An 18993-nucleotide genomic window follows, 5' to 3' on the forward strand; every position below is an offset into this window, starting at 1 on the left:
GCGGTAAACGGCATTGGCGTCGGGCAGGTTCAGGCGAAGGCTGCCGGGACCTTTTCACTGACCACCCGACCGGCCTGCATCCGCACCAGTTGATCAGCGATGTCGAAGTAACGGTCGTCGTGGGAAATGACGATGATGGTTTTGCCCAGGGCCTTCAGCTCCGGCAGCAGCTCGGTGTAGAACACCCGCCGGAACACCGGGTCCTGGTCGGCGGCCCATTCGTCAAAGACCAGAACCGGGCGTTCTTCCAGCCAGGCGTTGAGCAGGGCCAGGCGCTTGCGCTGGCCGGTGGAGAGATCGGTAGTGCTGAAGGCCCCATCGCGAATGCTGACCTTGTGGGCGATCTCCAGGCGATCGAGGTAGCGGTTGGCGTCCCCGGGCACCTGCTGGTCGCCCTGCACCAACTCATCGAACAGGTAATAGTCGGCGAAGATTGTGGTGAACAGCTGGCGATAATCGTCACGGCCCGCCGCCGATACCGGCTCGCCATCCAGGAAAATTTCGCCGCCCTGGGGTGCATAGAGGCCCAGCAGCAGTTTGATCAACGTGGTCTTGCCGCCGCCGTTCTCGCCGACGATGAACACGATCTCGCCCTGGGCGATGGACAGGTTGACCGGTCCGAGGGCGAAGGCCTGGCTGCCGTCCACCGCAGGGAAGGCGTAGTGCACGTCACACAATTCAAGCCGTTGGATCGTCGGCTTCGGGGCGTTCTTATCGTTGAGCAGCAGGTGCGGCTCAGGGGAGGAAAACTGCTCGGACAGTTCGGCAATGCGCTTGAACGCGATGTTGGCGCGGCTGATCACCGGCAAGGTCATCACCAGGTACTCCAGCGGTCCCTTCATGTACAACAACACCAGCACGAAACCGCTGAGCACCGCTTTGTCGGTGCCCAGCCATAGCGATTGCAAGGCCAGGACCAGGCCGATGACCACGAAAAACAGCATCGAGCCGAAGGTCTTCGCGACCACGAAGGTGTTGACCGCGCGGATGTTGGTGTCGCAGATCTGCTCGGCGGTGGCTTCGATGCGCTGGCTGAACATGCGCTGGCGGCGTGGGCGGTGGATGCGCAGCTCCTTGGCACCGGCTGCTATTGCGCTGTAGTGCTTCTGCAGGGCGTCTTCAGCCTCGCGGGCCGCTTCGAAGCCACGAATGCCACGGGCCCGCGCCACGTATTGGATAACCGTGCCGATCACCAGCGCCACCAGCAGCAGCGCAAACATCGGCAGCGACAGGTAGGCCAGGTAGCCCAGGCAACCGAGGGTGACGGTAAAGGCGATCGCCAGTGGCGCGAAGGAAAACGCGAAGTTGCTGACCATGTTGACGTCGTGGGTCAGGATCGGAATGAGCCGATGACTGCGGAAACGCTCGATCTGTTCGATGGGCGCCAGCAAGACTTTCTGGCCGAGGGATTTGCGCAGGCTGGCGATGATGTTCTGCCCAACGTGGTTGGTGCCGATGTCCGACAGGATCGAAGTCAGCAGCGCCGCCACGCACAAGCCGGCGAAGGTCGCCAACACCTGGGGCGTCGGCCCGGCTTCGGCGTTCAGCGCATCGTTGATGGTTGCCAGCAGGGCGGTGATGCTCAGGCCACCCAGCATGCCGAGCAGGATGGAGCCTGCGACAATCAGCCGGAAGGGTTTGAGCAGGATGAACAGTTCACTGATCACCCCGCGGGTTGGTTGGCTCATGGAGGTTTCCCTGCTTGAAGAAAAAGGCGAAGACCATCGCGGGCATTCACCGCATGGGCTGAAGGACAGCGGCACGCCGGTTGGGGCGCGCCCATCTATGGAACGATTGGAGGGGAAGGGGATTTAACGAGGCACCAACCTCGCCACAAAAAGCGGCTCTTCAGTGGTCAGGTTGATCTACATATCCCGAGCGACCCGGAACCCCAGCCAGTCACCGCGGGCATCGGAAAAAACGGCATTGCGGTTGCCCGAACGGGAAAACACCGGCGCTTCGCCCCAGTCGTTGCCACGGATACGCCGCACCTTGCAGTTGCCTGCCAGCGCGGCGCTGCCGTCGATCGGCGCATCGGTGTAGTTTTCGTTAAAACAATCGGCGGTCCATTCGTAGACGTTGCCGTGCATGTCGTACACGCCAAAGGCGTTGGGCGCGAAGCTGCCGGCCGGGGCGGTGAAGTTGTAGCCATCGGCGGCGCCGTAGGTGTTGGCGTGCTGGGCGATGCTGTAGTCCTTGCCTTCGTCGAACGGGAAAGGGAACGGGCCGCTGCTGCCGCCGCGCGCGGCGTATTCGCGCAAGGATTCGCTGACCAACCGGTACGGCTTGCCGGTCTTTTTCGACAACCATGCCACGTAGGCATTGGCTTCTTCGAAATCCATGCACACCGCCGGGTGCCGGTCGGTGTATTGCTTGCGTGGGTCGCTGCCCTGGTACTCCGGAACCCCGGCCTGGCACGCGCGTCCGGGGCGCTTGTCGCCGTCGGGCATCACGTAGCCGGTATCGCGCAGGTAGGCGAACCATTCGCCCTTGAGCACCTGGAAGCGGCTGATCGCCAACGGCTTGGCAAACGTCACCGGGTGCATAGGGCCCTCGTCAGGCTCGCGGCCGACTTCGTCCTCGGGCGTGCCCATCTGGAAGGTGCCGGTGGGCAGCACGACCATTTCCGGGCAGTCCTTGCAGTCGCGGAACACCTGGCCCGGCTGCGACGCCTGGGCGTTGGAGGGCAACAGGGCAGTGAGGGCCAACGCCGGAATTGTCTTCAATAAAAAACGGTTCATCGATTGCTCTCGATCAGTTATCAAAGTGTTTTGCCCAGCAGCGCCATGAAGCGGTCAATCTCGGCTTCGGTGTTGAGCAGCCCTGGCGCGGTGCGGACCACCGGTCCGGCATCGCGATGCACGGCATCGGCGACCACGCGGTTTTGCATCAGGTAGGCGGCGATCTCATCGCTCTTGCGATCCTTGACCCGGAAGAAGGTAAAACCGGCCGACAGTTCGGGGCTCAGCGGCGTCACCAGCTCGATCTGCGGCAGCGCGAGCAGGCGTTTCTTCAGGTAAGTGTTAAGCGCGTGAATGCGCGCCTGGACCTCGGCCTTGCCCAATTGCAGGTGCAGCTTGAACGCTTCGTCCGCCGCCCAGCGATGCTCGAAGGCGTGGTAGCCGCCCGGGGTCATGGTGGTGGAAAACGTCGTGGCTTCGGAGAAGGTCGGGATGATCGGCGTGACGTACTTGACCTCTTCGCTGCGGCTGCACACCACGCCGGTGCCGCGTGGGCCGAACATCCATTTGTGGGTGCCGGCGATGAAGAAATCGCAATTCATCGCCGGGAAACTCAGGTCTTCAACGCCGAAACCGTGCACGCCATCCACGACGTAAACGATGCGCTGTTCATCGCTGCGGCCCTGGTTGTGCTTGTCCACCAGGGCGCCGATCTTGCCGATGGGCAGCTTCACGCCGCTGCCCGAATGCACCCAGGTCATGCCCAATACGCGGGTTTTTGGGCGGATATTGCGCTCGATGGCCGTGAGTATCTGAGCCTCGGTGGCGTCGTGGGCGTTCTCGAACAGCTTGATCTTGCGTACCCGTGTTCCGTCCCGTTGCTTGCGCAGGTCGAGGATGGTGTGGGTGGCGTAATGTTCGTGGACGGTGGTGAGTATTTCCTGGTCGGGTCGCACATGGACGCCGCCATAGATCATCGCCAGCCCTTCAGTGGTGCTGCCGGTGAGAGCGATCTGCTTCGGGTTCGCTTGCAGGTAACGACCGGCCCAGGTCCGCACGTTTTCTTCGCGCTCTTCGGTGACGCCCAGGTCCCAATCCATCAGCAGCCCGGGGTTTTTATCCAGGGCGGCGCGGTGCCGTTCGATGGCTTCGCGCACCGGGCGCGGGTGGGTGGTGACCAGGAAGTTGGAGAAGTGCAAGTAGCCCGGGTCCTGGTTGAACAGCGAGCGCAGCTGCGCCCATTTGTCCCGGGACAGCGGTGGCAGTGGGTCGGCAGCGGCAGAGCAGGGCAGGCTCGCGGCCAATGGCAGGCCGGCGGCAAGGATCCCGGCTTGCTTGAGGAAGGCGCGGCGCTCGTTCATGGCTGGACGGCCTTGTGCGTCGAGGCGATGGCCGGGCTTGCGGCTTTTTGCGCCTGATCCCAGACCCGCAGGAAGTTGCCGCCCCACAGCTTGGCGATGTCGGCCTCGGAGTAACCACGGGTCAGCAGCTCGGCGGTGACGTTGCGGATGTCGCCGACGTTCTCCCAGCCTTTGACGCCGCCGCCTTCGTTGAAGTCCGAACTGATGCCGACGTGGTCGATGCCGATCTTGCGCACGGCGTAGTCGATGGCATCGCCCAGATCCTTGAGGCTGGCCTTGGGTTCTTCCTCGAGAATGCCGTAGAGCTGGCCGGCGTATTCGCCGAATTTCTGCTCCGGCCACGCGGCAATGATCGGGTCGCCCGGCATCAGCGCCATCGCCAGGTTGGGCAGCGGCGGCAGGTCGAAGCGCTCGCGCAGGACGTTGAGCTTGTCCTGGGTCTTTTGCGTCAGCGGGCGCAGGTACTGGGAGAACCCAACGATTTGCACCACGCCGCCGCTGGCCTTGATCAGTTGCATTTCCTTGTCGCTGAGGTTGCGTGGGATATCCACCATCGCCCGTGGCGCGGAATGGGAGGCCACCAAGGGCGTGCGGCTCAGTTGCGCGACTTGTTCCAGGGCCTGGGTCGACATCTGCGACACATCGATGATCACGCCCAGGTCGTTCAGGCGCTTCACCGCTTGCTTGCCGATGTCCGACAGGCCGCCGAGGGCGTCGGGCGAGTCGTTGAAGAACGGCAGCGGTCGCGAGGAGTCGGCCCAGTCGTTGTTGCCGATGTAGCTGAAGCCGAACATGCGCATGCCCCGCGCCGTCCACAGGTCCAGCAGGCTCAGGTCGTGACCGAGGGGATAGGCGTTGAGCATGCTGATGAAAATCGCGAACTTGCCTTCGCCGTGCAGGCGACGGAAATCATCTGGGGTGTAGGCGATGGCGACCTGGTTGGGAAAGTCGCGGACCAGGCCGGTGATGATCTTGTAGCGCACCTCCTGCTGGTTGCGCGCTTCCTCGACGAAGCCTGCGGTGGGCTTGTGCGGCGCGTTGGGGCCGTTCCACAGTTCGGGCCAGCCGAAGATCGTCAGCGCGGCGCCGGAGAGCTGGCCGCGATTGGCTTTCACCAGGTCGAACTGGCCCTTGCCGTCCTTGTCGGCTTCGTTGCCGGCGGTGCCGAAGTCCAGCGGCACGGTGATGTGGCTGTCGAAGGACAACAGCCGTTCGTGCAATTGCCGAGCTTGCTCCATGACCTTGACCGGGTAGCCGGGGTTGTCCCGCCACCAATGGTCCCAAGCCGCGAGCCCGGCACCGACGACCAGCGCCAGGGCCAGGGGTACGCCGGTAAAAAGAGCCTTTCTAGAACGTGGTGTTGTCATTGCCGATCTCAGTCTGGTTCGCCTTGGAAGGACAGGCGCGGGGGCCTTTGCTATCTGGGGGGAACGAGTGATCGGGCGGGAAATTTAGGTGTCCTGGGTACCGCCATGGCGGGGCCTGTAAATTTCTCGACCCAGCCATCGTTCTAGCTTGGATAAAGCCCACCCCAGGGCGAACACAGGTAAGGCAATGACGATTTCTCGACGATGGTTCATGGCAGGCCTGGCGCTGACCGGTGCCGCCGTGCCTGCGGTGTATTACGGACATCGCGAACTGACCCGGCCGGACCCGACCATCACACCCGGCGAGGCTTCCTTCGATGTGGCGGACGTCGCCGGACAGCGTCGGGCAAACACGATGCGGGGCGTTTGGACGATCCGTTTCAGCGGGCGCGATGCCGGCCTCGACGGCTTGCCGGACGACAGCCTGGAGGTGTTCCTCGACATCGCCCACAAAGGCCGAGGCCTGGTGGGTTGCGTCGACACCGCCGAACGCCTGCGTGCTGGGGATGAGCCGCGTTATCGGGTGCTGGGCGACTTGGCTGGCAGCGATCCGAAGCAATTGAGCTGGCGCTTGATCGGCGCCGGGCATGGCATGCCGGACTACGAGTTCATCATGACCCTCGACGAAGTCTGGGCCGGTTTCGGCAACGCTGGCACGGCCACCCTCAGTGGCCGGGTACTGCGGCTGGATCGCCCGTTGGCGCTGCCGGAACTCGACAATCAGTTCGTCGCCGTCAAACAGCGGTTTCCCGAAGCCCGGGAGCGGACACCGCTGAGTCCCAGGCTGCTGGCCTGGCTGGTGTCGCCGCAGCACCGGCTGTTCCATCAACTCTGGCATGCCTCGCGAGACAAGTGGCACACCCTCGACGAAGACAAACGCGACGCCCTGCGTGGCATCGGCTGGCAACCCGGACCGCGGGAAAACGAGCGTGATGCCCGTGGGCCGCGCAAGGATCGCAACGGCTCGGGGGTGGATTTCTTTTTCATGCACCGGCATATGCTCGGCACCGCACGTTCCTTCCAACCGCTGCCGTCATGGTCACGCTTTCCATTGCCACAACCCGAATTGGAGCGTGATCGCCTGGGTTTTGCCCGGTATTTCGATAACGTCGACGGGACGGCGCTGCCACCGACCTGGCTGGCCCGTGGCGACGAGCAATACGCCCAGTGGGTCAGCGACATCAAGACCGCCGAGACCTATCACAGCAATTTCCAGGTCTGGGAATCCCGTTATCGCGATCCGCGTTATCTGTCGAAACTGACCTTGGGCCAGTTCGGTTCGGAAGTGGAACTGGGCCTGCATGATTGGCTGCACATGCGCTGGGCGTCGGTGCCGCGTGATCCGTCCAATGGCCATCCGGTGCCGTTCGCCCGTGATCAGGCGGACTTCGCCCAGCGCTGGTTCGAGCCGGAAAACGACTTTCTCGGCGATCCGTTTTCTTCCCACGTGAACCCGGTGTTCTGGGCCTTCCACGGCTGGATCGATGACCGCATCGAAGACTGGTTCCGGGCCCATGAACGTTTCCATCCGGGCGAAGTGAGTCGGCTTGAAGTCAACGGCGTGCCCTGGTTCGCCCCGGGCCGCTGGGTCGAAATCGCCGACCCGTGGCTGGGTCCGGACACCCATGGCTGCAGCACCACGCCGGGCCTGCAGGCCGGACGTTCGGTGGAGATGGACCCGGAAACCATGAAGTTGGCGTTACGTATTACGTTTGGCAGCGATGACGACAAGCTGGCGCAACTGTTCCGCCGCGTGCCGCAACGGCCGTGGTATGCGCGCAATCTCAAGGCCAAGGTGGTTTAACCGCTTTCTAGCGGGATGAATGTCATTGTGGTGAGGGGCCTATCTGTGGCGAGGGGATAAATCCCCTCGCCACAAAGTCACTTGGCTTGAGATTTGTTGTGAGGTGTCAGCGCGGCGCGGCGATGTCCAGGGCGCGGTTTGCCAATAGCTCACTCAGCTCGATCATCTGCTGGATCCCCAAGGCAAAGCTTCGTCGTGCGCCTTCCAAATCGAATGCCAGTTCGTTGGCCATGACATTGACCGAGGCGAGGGTTTCGCTGAGGTTGGCCAATAGACACTCCATGTCCGCGCCTTCCGCCACGGTGAATAACTGGTCCGGTGGTGGCTTGGGTGTTTCGGGCTTGGGGTCGAGGTAGTAGGCGAGGGCGCGGTCGGCGGCTTCGTCGAGTTTTTTGGAATCGTCGTCGGGAGGATTGGGGTGATCTTGAACATGGTGAAACTCCTAGTATTCATTTTCAGGAGCCGACACCCTCGCTACCAAACGATTGGGTGGCGGCCGTACGCGGGTTGGTAGACCGGAGCACTAGGAACCCGGCGCGCCCGAAGACGCCCTGCGCACGGCCACCATGAAACAGATGCCCAGGGAGCATCTGCAAGAGGTGGCGCTTGCGCCTAGTTGACTCGCGGGCTACCAAACCCGATCGCTGGAAACAGCGACCCGAGAACAGTAAAAGCCACGAACCAAGCGCACAAGCCGGCGGATTCTGGCGTAGTTGTAGGCAATGACGCAAGGCAACGTAGCCTTACTCGGGAGTCCTACATGCCCCAATAAATAGAGCCAAAGCCAGTCCCCTCCAACACACCAGACACACCGAGGTGCTGCCTATTGGGGCTGCTGCGCAGCCCAGCGGGAGCAAGCTCCCTCGCCACAGGGGATAGCCTTAGCCACACTGTATGACTTGGCTTTGAAGATGGGTTTGGGCTCTACATCACCCGCCAACCCCCACCCAACGCCTTGTACAACGCCACGCTCGCCTGCACCCGCGCCAATCGCAACTGCACGTTCATGTCCTGGGCGGCGTACAGCGTGCGTTGGGTTTCGAGCACGGTGAGCAGGTCTTCGGCGCCGGCCTGGTAGCGGCGCTGGGCGATGTCGAACGCGGTCTGGGCCTGGTTCAGTTCTTCGCGCTGCCATTGTCGCTGCTGGTCCAGGCCGTGGATGCTGTTCAGGGCTTTCTCGACGTCGGCGAAGCCGTTGATGATGGCGGCGCGGTAGGCCTCCAGCAGTTCTTCCTGGCGGGCGGTGGCCCTGTCTCGCTCAGCCTTCAGGCGACCGTTGTTGAAGATCGGCGCGGCCAGCCCGGCGCTGAGGTTGTAGACGCTGTTGCGCAGCAATTGGTCGGCAATGTCGGCGCCGGTGGCCAGGCTCAGGCCCAGGGTGGCCGAGGGCAGCATGGCCGCGCGGGCGACGGTGATGTCGGCCTGGGCGGCACCAAGGCGTGCTTCGGCGGCGGCGATGTCGGGACGGCGCAGCAACAGATCGCTGGGCACCCCGGCGTCGATGGCGGGCCAGCGCAATGCGTCGAAGGGTTCATTGTCGAGCTTGAGTGACTGCACCGGTTCGCCCAACAGTGCCGCCAGGGTGATCATCGCCTCGCGGCCCTGTTGTTGCACTTGCGGCAGGCGGCGTTCCTGGGCCGCCACCAGGCTCTTTTGTTGGGACAGTTCCAACGCCGTGGCGCTGCCGGCGTCGTAGCGGGTTTGCACCAAATCAAGCACATTGCGGGCGTTGGCGAGGTTCAGTTCAGCGATGCGCTGTTGCTCGCGCAATGACAAGGCTTGGCTGTAGCTGTTGGCGATGGCGCTGAGCAGGGTCAGTTCCACCGTCGCCCGATCAAATCGGGTGGCCGATAAAGTGTTCAGCGCACTGTCCCGGGCCGCGCGTTTTGCGCCCCAGAAATCCAGTTCATAACTGGCGCTGAGGTGGGCGTCGTAGTAATCGATGGTGCGGTTGTTCCGATCGACGTCCAACTGGCTGTAGCCTTTGCCGTGTAGCAGTTCCTGGCGATTGCCGTTGAGCCCGGCGGTGATCTCCGGCAGCAACGGCGCGCCGGCGATCACTGCGCTGGCCTGGGCCTGGCGGACCCGGGCCATGGCGGCCGCGAGGTCGAAACTGCCCAGGCGTGCCTGTTCGATCAAGCGATCAAGTTGCGGACTGCCGAACTGTGTCCACCATTGTTGGTTGTCCGCTCGGTCGCCGGATGTGTCGAAGCTCTGCCAAGCGTCAGGTGGCTGGATGCCGCTGTCAGGCGTCGACAAAGGCGTGCCGCATGCCGCCAGCAACAGGCTGGCGGCCAAGAGGGTCAGGTGCGCTTTCATAGGGTGGGATTCATTCACTGGTGAGGGCCGCGACCGGGTCGAGGCGGGCGGCCTTGCGGGCGGGCATGAAACCGAAGACGACGCCGGTGACCAGCGCGCAACCGAAAGCGCCGAATACTGCCAGCCATTCAAAGGCCACAGCGATCTTGCCCAACAGCAACGCTCCGCCCACCAGCAGGGCCAGGCCAATACCGGCCAATCCACCGACCACCGAGAGCATCACCGCTTCGGTGAGGAACTGGCGCAGGATGTCGCGCTGGCGGGCACCGGTGGCCATGCGAATGCCAATTTCCCGAGTCCGCTCGCGCACGGTCATCAGCATGATGTTCATCACGCCGATGCCGCCCACCAGCAGCGAAATTGCCGCAATGGCGCCGAGCATCAGCGACAGCGTGCCCTGGGTGCGCGCCTCGGCCTGGATCATCGCGGCGTTGTTGGTCAGCTCGAAATCCTGCTTGCCGTTGTGCAGCCGCAGCAAGGTGCGGGATACGGCCTGCTCGGCCTCTTTCACCTTGCCCGCGTCACGAGCGGCGATCACCACGTATTCGGGATGGCGCGTGCCGAACAGTCGCACGCTGGCGGCGGAGTAGGGCACGGCGATGCGATTGTCGGCATCCGAATCGCCGGAGCTGGCGCCTTTTTCCGCCAGCACGCCGACGACCTGGAACGGTACGTTTTCGATCAGGATGTAGCGGCCGATCGGATCGGCGACGTCCTTGAGCAGCTTGTGCCTGACCTTGTGGCCGATCACCGCCACGGCTGCCGCGCCTCGTTCGTCGGCGTCGCTGAAGTAGGCACCCTGGGCCACCGGCCAATTGAAGATGGTCGGGAAATTCGTATCGTTGCCGCCCACATAGCTGGTGTGGTCGAGGTTGCCGAAACGCACGCTGGCGTTCTTGCCGTTGACCGGCATGATGCGTTGCACTTCGGGCAGTGCGGCGAGGGCGGCGATGTCCTGTTCACGGATGATGCCCTTGGTCGCCCGCGGGTTGGGGGCCGTGCCGTTGAGGTAAATGATGTTCGAGCCGAAGGCGCCCATCTGGGCCATGACTTGGCGCTTGCTGCCTTCGCCAACGGCCAGCATCACCACCACCGAGGCCACGCCGATGACGATGCCGAGCAGGGTCAGGGCGGTGCGGAAGCGATTGATCCACATCACCCGCCAGGCCGCCTGTACCGCGTCCACCAATTCGCCTTTCCAGGCGCCGTTGTGTTCGCTGCCGGCACTCAGGCGCTGGCGCAGGTCCACAGCCTGCAACGCCTTGGCATTGGCCTGCGGTGCGGCGGTGGCGCTGTCGCTGATGATCAATCCGTCGCGGATCTCGATGATGCGCTTGGCCCGGGCCGCGACGTCGCGGTCGTGGGTGATCAGGATCACCACGTGGCCCTGGCTCGCCAGTTCGTCGAGCAAGGCCATGACTTCGATGCCGCTCTGGCTGTCGAGGGCGCCGGTGGGCTCGTCGGCGAGGATGATGTGGCCGCCGTTCATCAAGGCCCGGGCAATCGACACCCGCTGCTGCTGGCCGCCGGAGAGTTGATGGGGCCGGTTGCCGGTGCGGCTCGCCAGGCCCAGGCGTTCGAGCAGGGTGCTGGCCCGGGCGTGGCGCTCGGCGGCCGAGGTGCCGGCATAGATGGCCGGCATCTCGACATTTTCCTGGGCCGTGCCGGACGGGATCAGGTGATAGCCCTGGAACACGAAGCCGAACGCTTCGCGGCGCAGCCAGGCCAGTTCATCGCTGGCCAACCTGGCGACGTCTTCGCCGGCGAAGCGGTATTCGCCGCTGGTGGGGCGGTCGAGGCAGCCGAGGATGTTCATCAAGGTGGATTTGCCGGAGCCGGACGCCCCGACAATCGCCAGGAACTCCCCGGCATGAATGGACAAATCGATGCCGCGCAGCACCTCCACCCGAGGGCTGTCGCCGCCGCCGTAGGCCTTGCGAATGTCCCGCAGTTCGATCAGGGGCGTGTCCATTCAGCCTCCGCTGCCGCTGACCGGACCGATCAGTACGCGGTCGCCTTCGCTCAAGCCGTCGAGGATCTGCGTGCGCAGGCGGTCGCTGATGCCGGTGCGAACGGTGCGCATCTGCACATCGCCGTTGCCGGCCAGCACCCGCACCTGACCGGCATCGTGCAATGCGGCGATGGGCACGGTCAGTACGTCCTTGGCTTGGGCCGCAACAAAAAACACCTGGGCGGTCATGTCGGTCATCAACGAGCGATCAGTGTTGTCCACGTCGAGCAGCACGGTGTAGAGCACCACCCGCTCGCTACCGCTGCGGCCACCGGAGGGGCTGCCGCCCTGGCTGGCTTCCAGCGGACGCGGCGGCACCGGCAGGATTTGCCGTACGGTGCTGCTCCAGCGCCGACTGCCGCCGGCGAGGGTGGTGAAGTAGGCGGTCATGCCCGGCTTGACGTGGCCGATGTCGGCTTCCGAGACTTCGGCCCAGACCGTCATCGGCGACAACCGGGCAATGCGCAGGATCAACGGCGTCTGCTGCTGGGCGTTGAGGGTCTGGCCTTCCCGGGCGCCGATGGCGACAACCGTGCCGCTCATTGGCGCATAAATGCGGGTATAGCCCAACTCGGCCTCGTCGCTGCGCAGGTTGGCCTGGGCCTGGCGGATCTGCGCCTGGAACATGTCGATGCGCGCTTGGGTTGCGCGGACCTCGGCCTGGGCGGTCTGCACGTCTTCTTCGCGGGTGGCGCCGCCGGCCTTGAGTTGTTGCTGGCGCCGGAATTTCTGCTGCGCCAGGTCGTGCTGGGCCCGTTGCTCCTGGAGTTGGGCCTTGAGGTTCTCGATGGAAAATCGCCCAGCGTCGAGCCTGGCTTTTTGCGTGGACGGGTCGATTTCAACCAGCAATTGGCCTTCCGTGACCTCGTCGCCGGCCTCGACATGAATCTTCTGGATTTGTCCGGACGCCTGTGCGCCGACGTCGACATAGCGGCGCGGCTGCAACGTGCCCAGGGCGGTGACGCTGTTTTCGATATCGCCACGGGTGACCGGGGCGGTGGCGACAGGCTCACGGCCCGGCCCGACTGCCTGCCACGCGGCGAAGGCCATGGCAGGCAGCAGGGCGAAGGTCAGGAGCCAGGCGGGACGGGTGAGGCGGGGACGTTTCATGCAGGGTTCCGGCCGGTGGTGTCGGGCCCGTCGCACGGAGGGGCGGGACGGGAGGCTGTTCTGGTAAACGAGCGTTGTGGGCGGGAATTTAAGGAAGCGAAACACTGGGCAGCACTTGAAACGACACCGATCCCTCGCCACAAAAGCGGGTTCTGCTGCCTCATCAACTGAACGATTGGGCCCAGATACAAACCAAAGCTTTAAATCTATATGAGAATTACTATAAATTACGCGATTGAATCTGCCACCATCGTGCCATGTGTTTCTGGCATGCCGAGAGGCACAGAGATAGCTGTCGCAGTCACTGCGCAGGGGAGTCATGTTGGAAAACTACTATCGAGAACTGGTGTGTTTCCTGAACGCCAGGCTAGGCAACCGCCAGGCGGCCGAAGATGTGGTGCATGACGCTTACGTGCGGGTGCTGGAGCGCGCCAGCGATACGCCCATCGAACAGCCGCGGGCGTTCTTGTATCGCACCGCACTGAACCTGGTGATCGACGGGCATCGACGCAACACGTTGCGTCAAACCGAGTCTCTCGACGTGCTCGACGCAGAAGAACGCTTCTTCACCCCATCGCCCCATGCCAGCCTCGACCATGGCCAACGCCTGGACATGCTGCAACGCGCCCTGGCCGAGTTGTCGCCGCTGTGCCGCGAGAGCTTCCTGCTGCGCAAGCTCGAAGGCCTGTCCCACCCGCAGATCGCCGAGCGGCTGGGCATTTCCCGGGCCCTGGTGGAAAAACACATCGTCAACGCCATGAAGCATTGCCGCGTTCGCGTACGGCAGTGGGATGCGACCTGATCCGCCCGGCGTGAACCCCTCGGCGGTAAATTTCCTGACATTCTCCTCGTTCCTCTGAACAGACGATCTGGCGGCTGGACGCGTGCCGAACAGATCACCGGCTTTCGTGCCCTGTTGAGGGGCTTTTCCAGAGGACACTGGACATGACTCAGGCAATTGCAGCGCCCCACGTTCACGACTTGATCGGCATCGGCTTCGGCCCCTCGAACCTGGCGCTGGCCATCGCGCTGCAAGAGCGTGGCCCGGTGCAGGGCGAACTGGATGTACTGTTCGTCGATAAACAGGCTGACTATCGCTGGCACGGCAACACGCTGGTGACCCAGAGCGAGCTGCAGATTTCCTTCCTCAAGGACTTGGTGACCCTGCGCAACCCCACCAGCCCTTACTCGTTCGTCAATTACCTCAAGCACCATGGCCGCCTGGTGGATTTCATCAACCTCGGGACTTTCTACCCGTGCCGCATGGAGTACAACGACTACCTGCGCTGGGTGGCGGCGCAATTTGCCGGGCAGAGCCGTTACGGCGAGGAAGTGCTGCGCATCGAACCGGTGCTGCATCACCAGCAGGTCGAAGCCCTGCGGGTTATTTCCCGCGACAGCGAAGGTAAAGAGTGGGTGCGCATCAGCCGCTCGGTGGTGGTCAGTGCCGGTGGTACGCCACGCATTCCCGAGGCGTTCAAGACGTTCAAGGATGATGCGCGGGTGTTCCATCACTCCAAGTACCTTGAGCGAATGGCCTGCCAACCGTGCGTGAGCGCCCAGCCAATGAAAATCGCCATCATCGGCGGCGGGCAGAGCGCGGCGGAGGCCTTCATCGATCTCAACGACAGCTTCCCATCGGTGCAGGTCGACATGATCCTGCGCGGCTCGGCCCTCAAGCCCGCGGATGACAGCCCATTCGTCAACGAAGTGTTCTCGCCGGAGTTCACCGACCTCGTCTTCCAACAACCCCACAGCGAGCGCGAGCGGCTGGTCAACGAGTACCACAACACCAACTATTCGGTGGTGGACATCGACCTGATCGAGCGCATCTACGGGATTTTCTACCGCCAGAAAGTCTCTGGCATCGCTCGACATGCGTTCCACACCCTGACCACGGTGGAGAAAGCCACCGCGACGCAGGATGGCGTGGAGCTGGCGGTGCGCAACAACGCCACTGGCGAGCTGACGGTACGTCGTTACGACGCCGTGGTGCTCGCCACGGGGTACGAACGCCAGATGCACCGCACCTTGCTGGAGCCGCTGGCGCAATACCTGGGGGACTTCGAGGTGGACCGCAACTACAAGCTGATCACCGATGAGCGCTGCAAGGCCGCGATCTATATGCAGGGCTTCTGCCAGGCCAGCCACGGCCTGAGCGACACGTTGTTGTCGATCCTGCCGGTGCGCGCCGATGAGATTGCCGGCTCGCTGTATGAGCACGCAAAGCATCGTGGCCAGGAGCATTCGGTGCGGGACCTGAAGCTGGCCACGGCGTAAGTTTCGCCGATACGTGCGCATCCACAGGAAATTATCGAGAAGCTTCCTATACTGATCTCACGTCCCTCCTGGTTGTCCCGGGAGGAACGTAGACGGTTCGCTGTTCCCTCGCATTGGCAGTCCGAACCGATCAGCCGGTCGCTGATATAGCGTTCCGGGCCGATTTCGCCAAGCGAAACCTGATCGAATGATGCTGTTTCTGCGCGCAGGCCTGGCCGCGATAGGGTTGGGCTTATCATGTGTGACGCCACAAGTGGGCGCGACACCCGAGTCGCTGCAAGTGCTCGGGCGTTCCACTGTGAGCGATTATTCGGTGACCCTGGACGAGGCTGACGGGGCGTGGCTGCGACGCAAAGGCGCGTTGTTGCTGGGCGCCTCGGCACCGGATTACCCGCCCTTCAGCATCACCGGCAATGGCAACGATTACGAAGGCCTGACGGCCGACTACGCCCAGTTGCTCGGTCAGTTGCTGAACGTCGAGATCCAGGTGCGGCGGTACGCCTCGCGGGACGCGTCGCTCCAGGCACTGCGCAGTGGTGAAATCGATATGCTCGGCACCGCCAACGGCTTCGAAGCCAGCGATCCCGCGCTGGCGATGTCCCAGGCCTATGCCGATGATGTGCCCATGCTGGTGGCCCGCGTCGACGATAGCGAGGACTTGCCCGCAGGACTGGGAGGCCAGCGGGTGGCGATGCTCTATCACTACCTGCCACCGGACCGGGTCGAGGCGTTCTATCCCGACGCCACCCTGCAATTGTATCCCTCGACGCTGAGCGCCATTGGCGCCGTGGCGTTCGGCCAGGCCGACGTCTACCTGGGAGATTCCATCAGCGCCCATTACCTGATCAGCAAGAATTATCTGAACAACATCCAGCTGGTGGATTTTTCCCGCATGGAAGTGCAGCCGTTCGCCTTCGCGGTCAGTCGCGACAACCGACGTCTGTTGCGCATCGTCAATGCCGCGCTGCAGGCCATTCCCATCGGCGAGCGCATGGGCATCCTGCGACGATGGAGCGCCGGCGGTGCGAGCGTGCCGGGCCAGCAAGCGCTGCATTTCAGCGTCAATGAACAGCGCTGGCTCGATGCGCATCCGCGGATCAAGGTGGCCGTCAGCGAAAATTTCCTGCCGTTGACGTTCTTTGATGAGCGAGGCCGCTTGCGTGGCATCGGGGCCGATGTACTGGCCCGGATCAGCTTGCGCACCGGGCTGAAATTCGACATCCAGCGTGGCGACTCGGTGGATGATCTGATCAACCGGATCGCCAGCGGCGAGGCCGACGTCCTGGCAACCGGGATTCCCAGCGCCGAGCTTGAAGACGAGTTGCGCTTTACGCGTCCCTACCTGACGAATCCATTCGTGTTGGTGGTGCCGCTCAAAGCGAAGGATGCGCTGACCTTGGACCGGATGGCCGGCAAGCGGTTGGCGCTGGTGCGCGCAAGCGTGTTGCGCGGATACCTGCTGGAGCAGTTTCCCTCGGTACAACTGGTGCCGGCGCAAAACATGGCCGACGCCATGGCCATGGTTGCCGCGGGCACGGCGGACGGCGCGATCAATTCGCTGATCAGCGCTCGCTACCTGATCTCTCATCAGTACCGCGAGAAGCTGCAAGTCACCAGCACCGTCGGCACGGAGCCCATGCGTGCCGCTTTTGCAACGAGCCGGGACGCAGCGCAGCTCCATTCGATTCTGGATAAGGCGCTGCTGAGCATTTCCCCTGAGGAAATGGATGAGCTGACCAACCGTTGGCGCAGTGAAGTGGTGATCGACGACAGTTATTGGCTGCGCCACCGCACCGCCATTGTCCAAGGTTTCGCCATCGCCGCGCTGCTGTTGCTGTTGGCATTGGGCTGGGTTGTCTACTTGCGGCGGTTGCTTGAGCAATTGCGCGTGGCCAAGGCCAGCGCCGATGATGCCAATCGTGCCAAGACTACGTTCCTGGCGACCATGAGCCACGAAATCCGTACGCCGATGAACGCCGTGATCGGCCTGCTGGAAATGGCGCAAAAAAACGCAGAGCAAGGCGTCGTGGACGGCTGCGCCCTCGAAGCTGCTTCCAGTGCCGCCCACGGCTTGCTGGATCTGATCGGCGACATCCTCGACATTGCCCGCATCGAGTCGGGACGGCTGTCGCTGGCACCCGAGCGCGCCAATCTGCGGGCGCTGGTCGAGGCCGTGGCGAGGATGTTCGAGGGCTTGGCCCGGCAAAAACAGTTGCGCCTGCAACTGGATGTTGATGCGGCGAGCAATCAGGACGTGTCCATTGACCCGCTGCGCTTCAAGCAAGTGCTGTCGAACGTGTTGAGCAATGCCATCAAATTCACCGAGCACGGCCAGGTGCGCCTGGTTTTGCGAGCCGAACCGGACGAGGGGGGGAAGCGCCTGGCCATCCGCCTGCGGATCGAAGACACAGGTCGCGGAATCGCGGTACATGACCAACAACGCCTGTTCAGTCCCTTTAGCCAGGTTGGCGACAGCACCCAGGCGGCTCGCGGCGGATCCGGGTTGGGGTTGGTCATCAGCCGCACCTTGTGCGAAATGATGGGCGGCACGTTGCAGCTCGACAGTGTGGCGGGGGAGGGCACTCAGGTTGAGATTCGGCTGGCGTTGCCATTGCTTGAAGGCGGCAGCGAAGTGCCGGTGGGCGAGGTCCGGCCGGTGGTGCCGGCCCGGGCGTTGAACATCCTGGTGGTCGATGATTACCCGGCCAACCGCCTGTTACTGGTCCGGCAGATGAACCACCTGGGCCATCAGGTGGTGGAAGCGGAAGATGGCGCCGATGGGTTGAGTGCGTGGCGCGCCGGACATTTCGATGCGGTCATCACCGACTGCAACATGCCACTGATGAGCGGTTACGAGTTGGCCCGCGCCATTCGCGACGACGAGCGGGTCCGCAGCTTGCCGGCGACCACGGTCATCGGGTTTACGGCCAATGCCCAGCCCGAGGAAAAGGACCGTTGCCTTGCGGCGGGAATGGACGATTGCCTGTTCAAACCCCTCAGCCTCAAGCAATTGGATGAGCGCCTGGCACTGGTCGCGGCTAACGGCGCCGCTGCCGAGGACTTCGATTTGACCAGCCTTGAGCAGTTGACTGGCGGCGACTGGGCTTCGATCGAGAGACTGTTGGTGGAGCTGGTCGCCAGCAATGCCCAGGACAAGGCGCGGTTACAGCCATTGCTCTCGCGCCACGACGTGTCCGGGTTGGCCGACCTTGCGCATCGGATCAAGGGCGGTGCGAGGATCTTCCAGGCTCGACGGCTGATCGCCGCTTGCGAGGTCTTGGAAATAGCCTGCCATGCGGGTGACGTGGCAGCGCTCGCCGACGCGGTGGATGAGTTGCGCCGGGCAATGCTCCACCTGGCTGAACGGTTGGAGGCTCACTTGGCAAGCAAGCGTCTTTACACCGCAGGGAAAAAGGGTTCCGCCGATGCTTCCAGCCATCAGCGCTAATGTAATGGGTAAAACCGTAGATCGACTGGCGCTTTTTCCCTCGGTTTTTGAGAATTGTCCTACAGCGCCTCTGACGACCTTCCTCTAGCCTGACGCGACTTAACGTTCCCGAGCCGGTTCGTCCCTGCCGCGTTGCCATTGGAATGCCTGCCATGCCAAATAAAGCACTACGCATCATGATTGCCGATCCTGAGCATTATCATCGGATGCAACTTGAACGCCTGTTTAATCATCAAGGCTATTTCCGCATCGCTCCCGTGAGCGATGAGCATGAGTTCCTCACGTTGGTGGATTACGGGTGCGAGCTGTTCGACCTGATCCTCATCAACGCCAACCTAGCGAATGACACCCTGGACCTGCCCGGATTCTTCGTCGATAACCCGCAGGTTCGCCATGTATTGATCTACAACGCCCAACCGGGCATGCCGGCGACGCCCCGACCTTTTCTCCAGGTGAGCAGCACCCGGCTGCCCGATGCGGTTCTGGTGCAGCGCCTGATGAAAAGCATCGACCCGGCCGCCAATGAGTCGGTTCCGTCCTGGGCCCGCACCGTCGGACAGCGTCACGGAACCTGACTGCACCGCTGGTCCGCACTGTCAGACCTTACAGGTG

At 63.1% G+C, this 18993-nt stretch carries 12 protein-coding genes and 1 pseudogene; 5 read left to right on the forward strand and 8 right to left on the reverse strand.

What is annotated here, in order from left to right; genetic code table 11:
- Window positions 1-29: 29 nt before the first annotated feature.
- The 4 genes from VQ575_RS08665 to pvdM all read right to left on the reverse strand — a co-directional run bounded on the left by VQ575_RS08665 (window position 30) and on the right by pvdM (window position 5409).
- Entirely contained in the window at window positions 30-1688 is a 1659-nt protein-coding gene (locus VQ575_RS08665; RefSeq protein WP_325919460.1) for a cyclic peptide export ABC transporter, read from the reverse strand.
- 177 nt (window positions 1689-1865) lie between these two features.
- The gene (gene pvdO / locus VQ575_RS08670; RefSeq protein WP_039593982.1) at window positions 1866-2741 is read right to left on the reverse strand and encodes a dihydropyoverdine dehydrogenase; all 876 of its coding nucleotides are present in this window, start codon (window positions 2739-2741) and stop codon (window positions 1866-1868) included.
- Between the two features lie 20 nt (window positions 2742-2761).
- The gene (gene pvdN / locus VQ575_RS08675) at window positions 2762-4042 is read right to left on the reverse strand and encodes a pyoverdine-tailoring periplasmic protein PvdN (RefSeq protein ID WP_325919462.1); all 1281 of its coding nucleotides are present in this window, start codon (window positions 4040-4042) and stop codon (window positions 2762-2764) included.
- Window positions 4039-5409 (reverse strand): pyoverdine-tailoring dipeptidase-like protein PvdM, encoded by a 1371-nt coding sequence (gene pvdM, locus VQ575_RS08680; RefSeq protein WP_198727161.1) that lies wholly within the window; start codon window positions 5407-5409, stop codon window positions 4039-4041. The genes pvdN and pvdM overlap by 4 nt, the downstream gene beginning before the upstream one ends.
- A gap of 187 nt (window positions 5410-5596) precedes the next feature.
- On the opposite strand from pvdM, the gene pvdP reads away from it, so the two are divergent.
- Window positions 5597-7213 carry a pyoverdine maturation tyrosinase PvdP gene (gene pvdP, locus VQ575_RS08685; RefSeq protein WP_198727164.1) on the forward strand — a complete coding sequence of 539 codons (1617 nt, stop codon included), beginning with the start codon at window positions 5597-5599 and terminating at the stop codon, window positions 7211-7213.
- Window positions 7214-7319: 106 nt separating this feature from the next.
- On the opposite strand, the pseudogene VQ575_RS08690 reads toward pvdP, so the two are convergent.
- The 4 genes and pseudogenes from VQ575_RS08690 to VQ575_RS08705 form a co-directional block, all read right to left on the reverse strand.
- Window positions 7320-7645 (reverse strand): annotated as a pseudogene (locus VQ575_RS08690) (DUF6124 family protein).
- A gap of 492 nt (window positions 7646-8137) precedes the next feature.
- Entirely contained in the window at window positions 8138-9532 is a 1395-nt protein-coding gene (locus VQ575_RS08695) for an efflux transporter outer membrane subunit (RefSeq protein ID WP_325919464.1), read from the reverse strand.
- A 10-nt stretch (window positions 9533-9542) separates the two neighbouring features.
- Entirely contained in the window at window positions 9543-11504 is a 1962-nt protein-coding gene (locus tag VQ575_RS08700; RefSeq protein ID WP_325919466.1) for a MacB family efflux pump subunit, read from the reverse strand.
- Complete coding sequence (locus tag VQ575_RS08705; RefSeq protein WP_325919468.1) at window positions 11505-12653, reverse strand: efflux RND transporter periplasmic adaptor subunit; 1149 nt, start codon at window positions 12651-12653, stop codon at window positions 11505-11507. It lies immediately after the preceding gene.
- A 319-nt stretch (window positions 12654-12972) separates the two neighbouring features.
- On the opposite strand from VQ575_RS08705, the gene VQ575_RS08710 reads away from it, so the two are divergent.
- From VQ575_RS08710 to VQ575_RS08725, 4 genes are all read left to right on the forward strand, one after another.
- Entirely contained in the window at window positions 12973-13455 is a 483-nt protein-coding gene (locus tag VQ575_RS08710) for a sigma-70 family RNA polymerase sigma factor (protein WP_039593975.1), read from the forward strand.
- A gap of 143 nt (window positions 13456-13598) precedes the next feature.
- Window positions 13599-14933, forward strand: coding sequence for a lysine N(6)-hydroxylase/L-ornithine N(5)-oxygenase family protein (locus VQ575_RS08715; protein WP_325919470.1), 1335 nt, complete (start codon window positions 13599-13601; stop codon window positions 14931-14933).
- 187 nt (window positions 14934-15120) lie between these two features.
- The gene (locus VQ575_RS08720) at window positions 15121-18381 is read left to right on the forward strand and encodes a transporter substrate-binding domain-containing protein (protein ID WP_325919471.1); all 3261 of its coding nucleotides are present in this window, start codon (window positions 15121-15123) and stop codon (window positions 18379-18381) included.
- A 152-nt stretch (window positions 18382-18533) separates the two neighbouring features.
- Window positions 18534-18956, forward strand: a complete 423-nt coding sequence (locus VQ575_RS08725) for an ANTAR domain-containing protein (RefSeq protein ID WP_039593972.1) — start codon at window positions 18534-18536, stop codon at window positions 18954-18956.
- Window positions 18957-18993: the final 37 nt, after the last annotated feature.

The organism is Pseudomonas frederiksbergensis (genome assembly GCF_035751725.1).
Lineage (GTDB): Bacteria > Pseudomonadota > Gammaproteobacteria > Pseudomonadales > Pseudomonadaceae > Aquipseudomonas > Aquipseudomonas frederiksbergensis_A.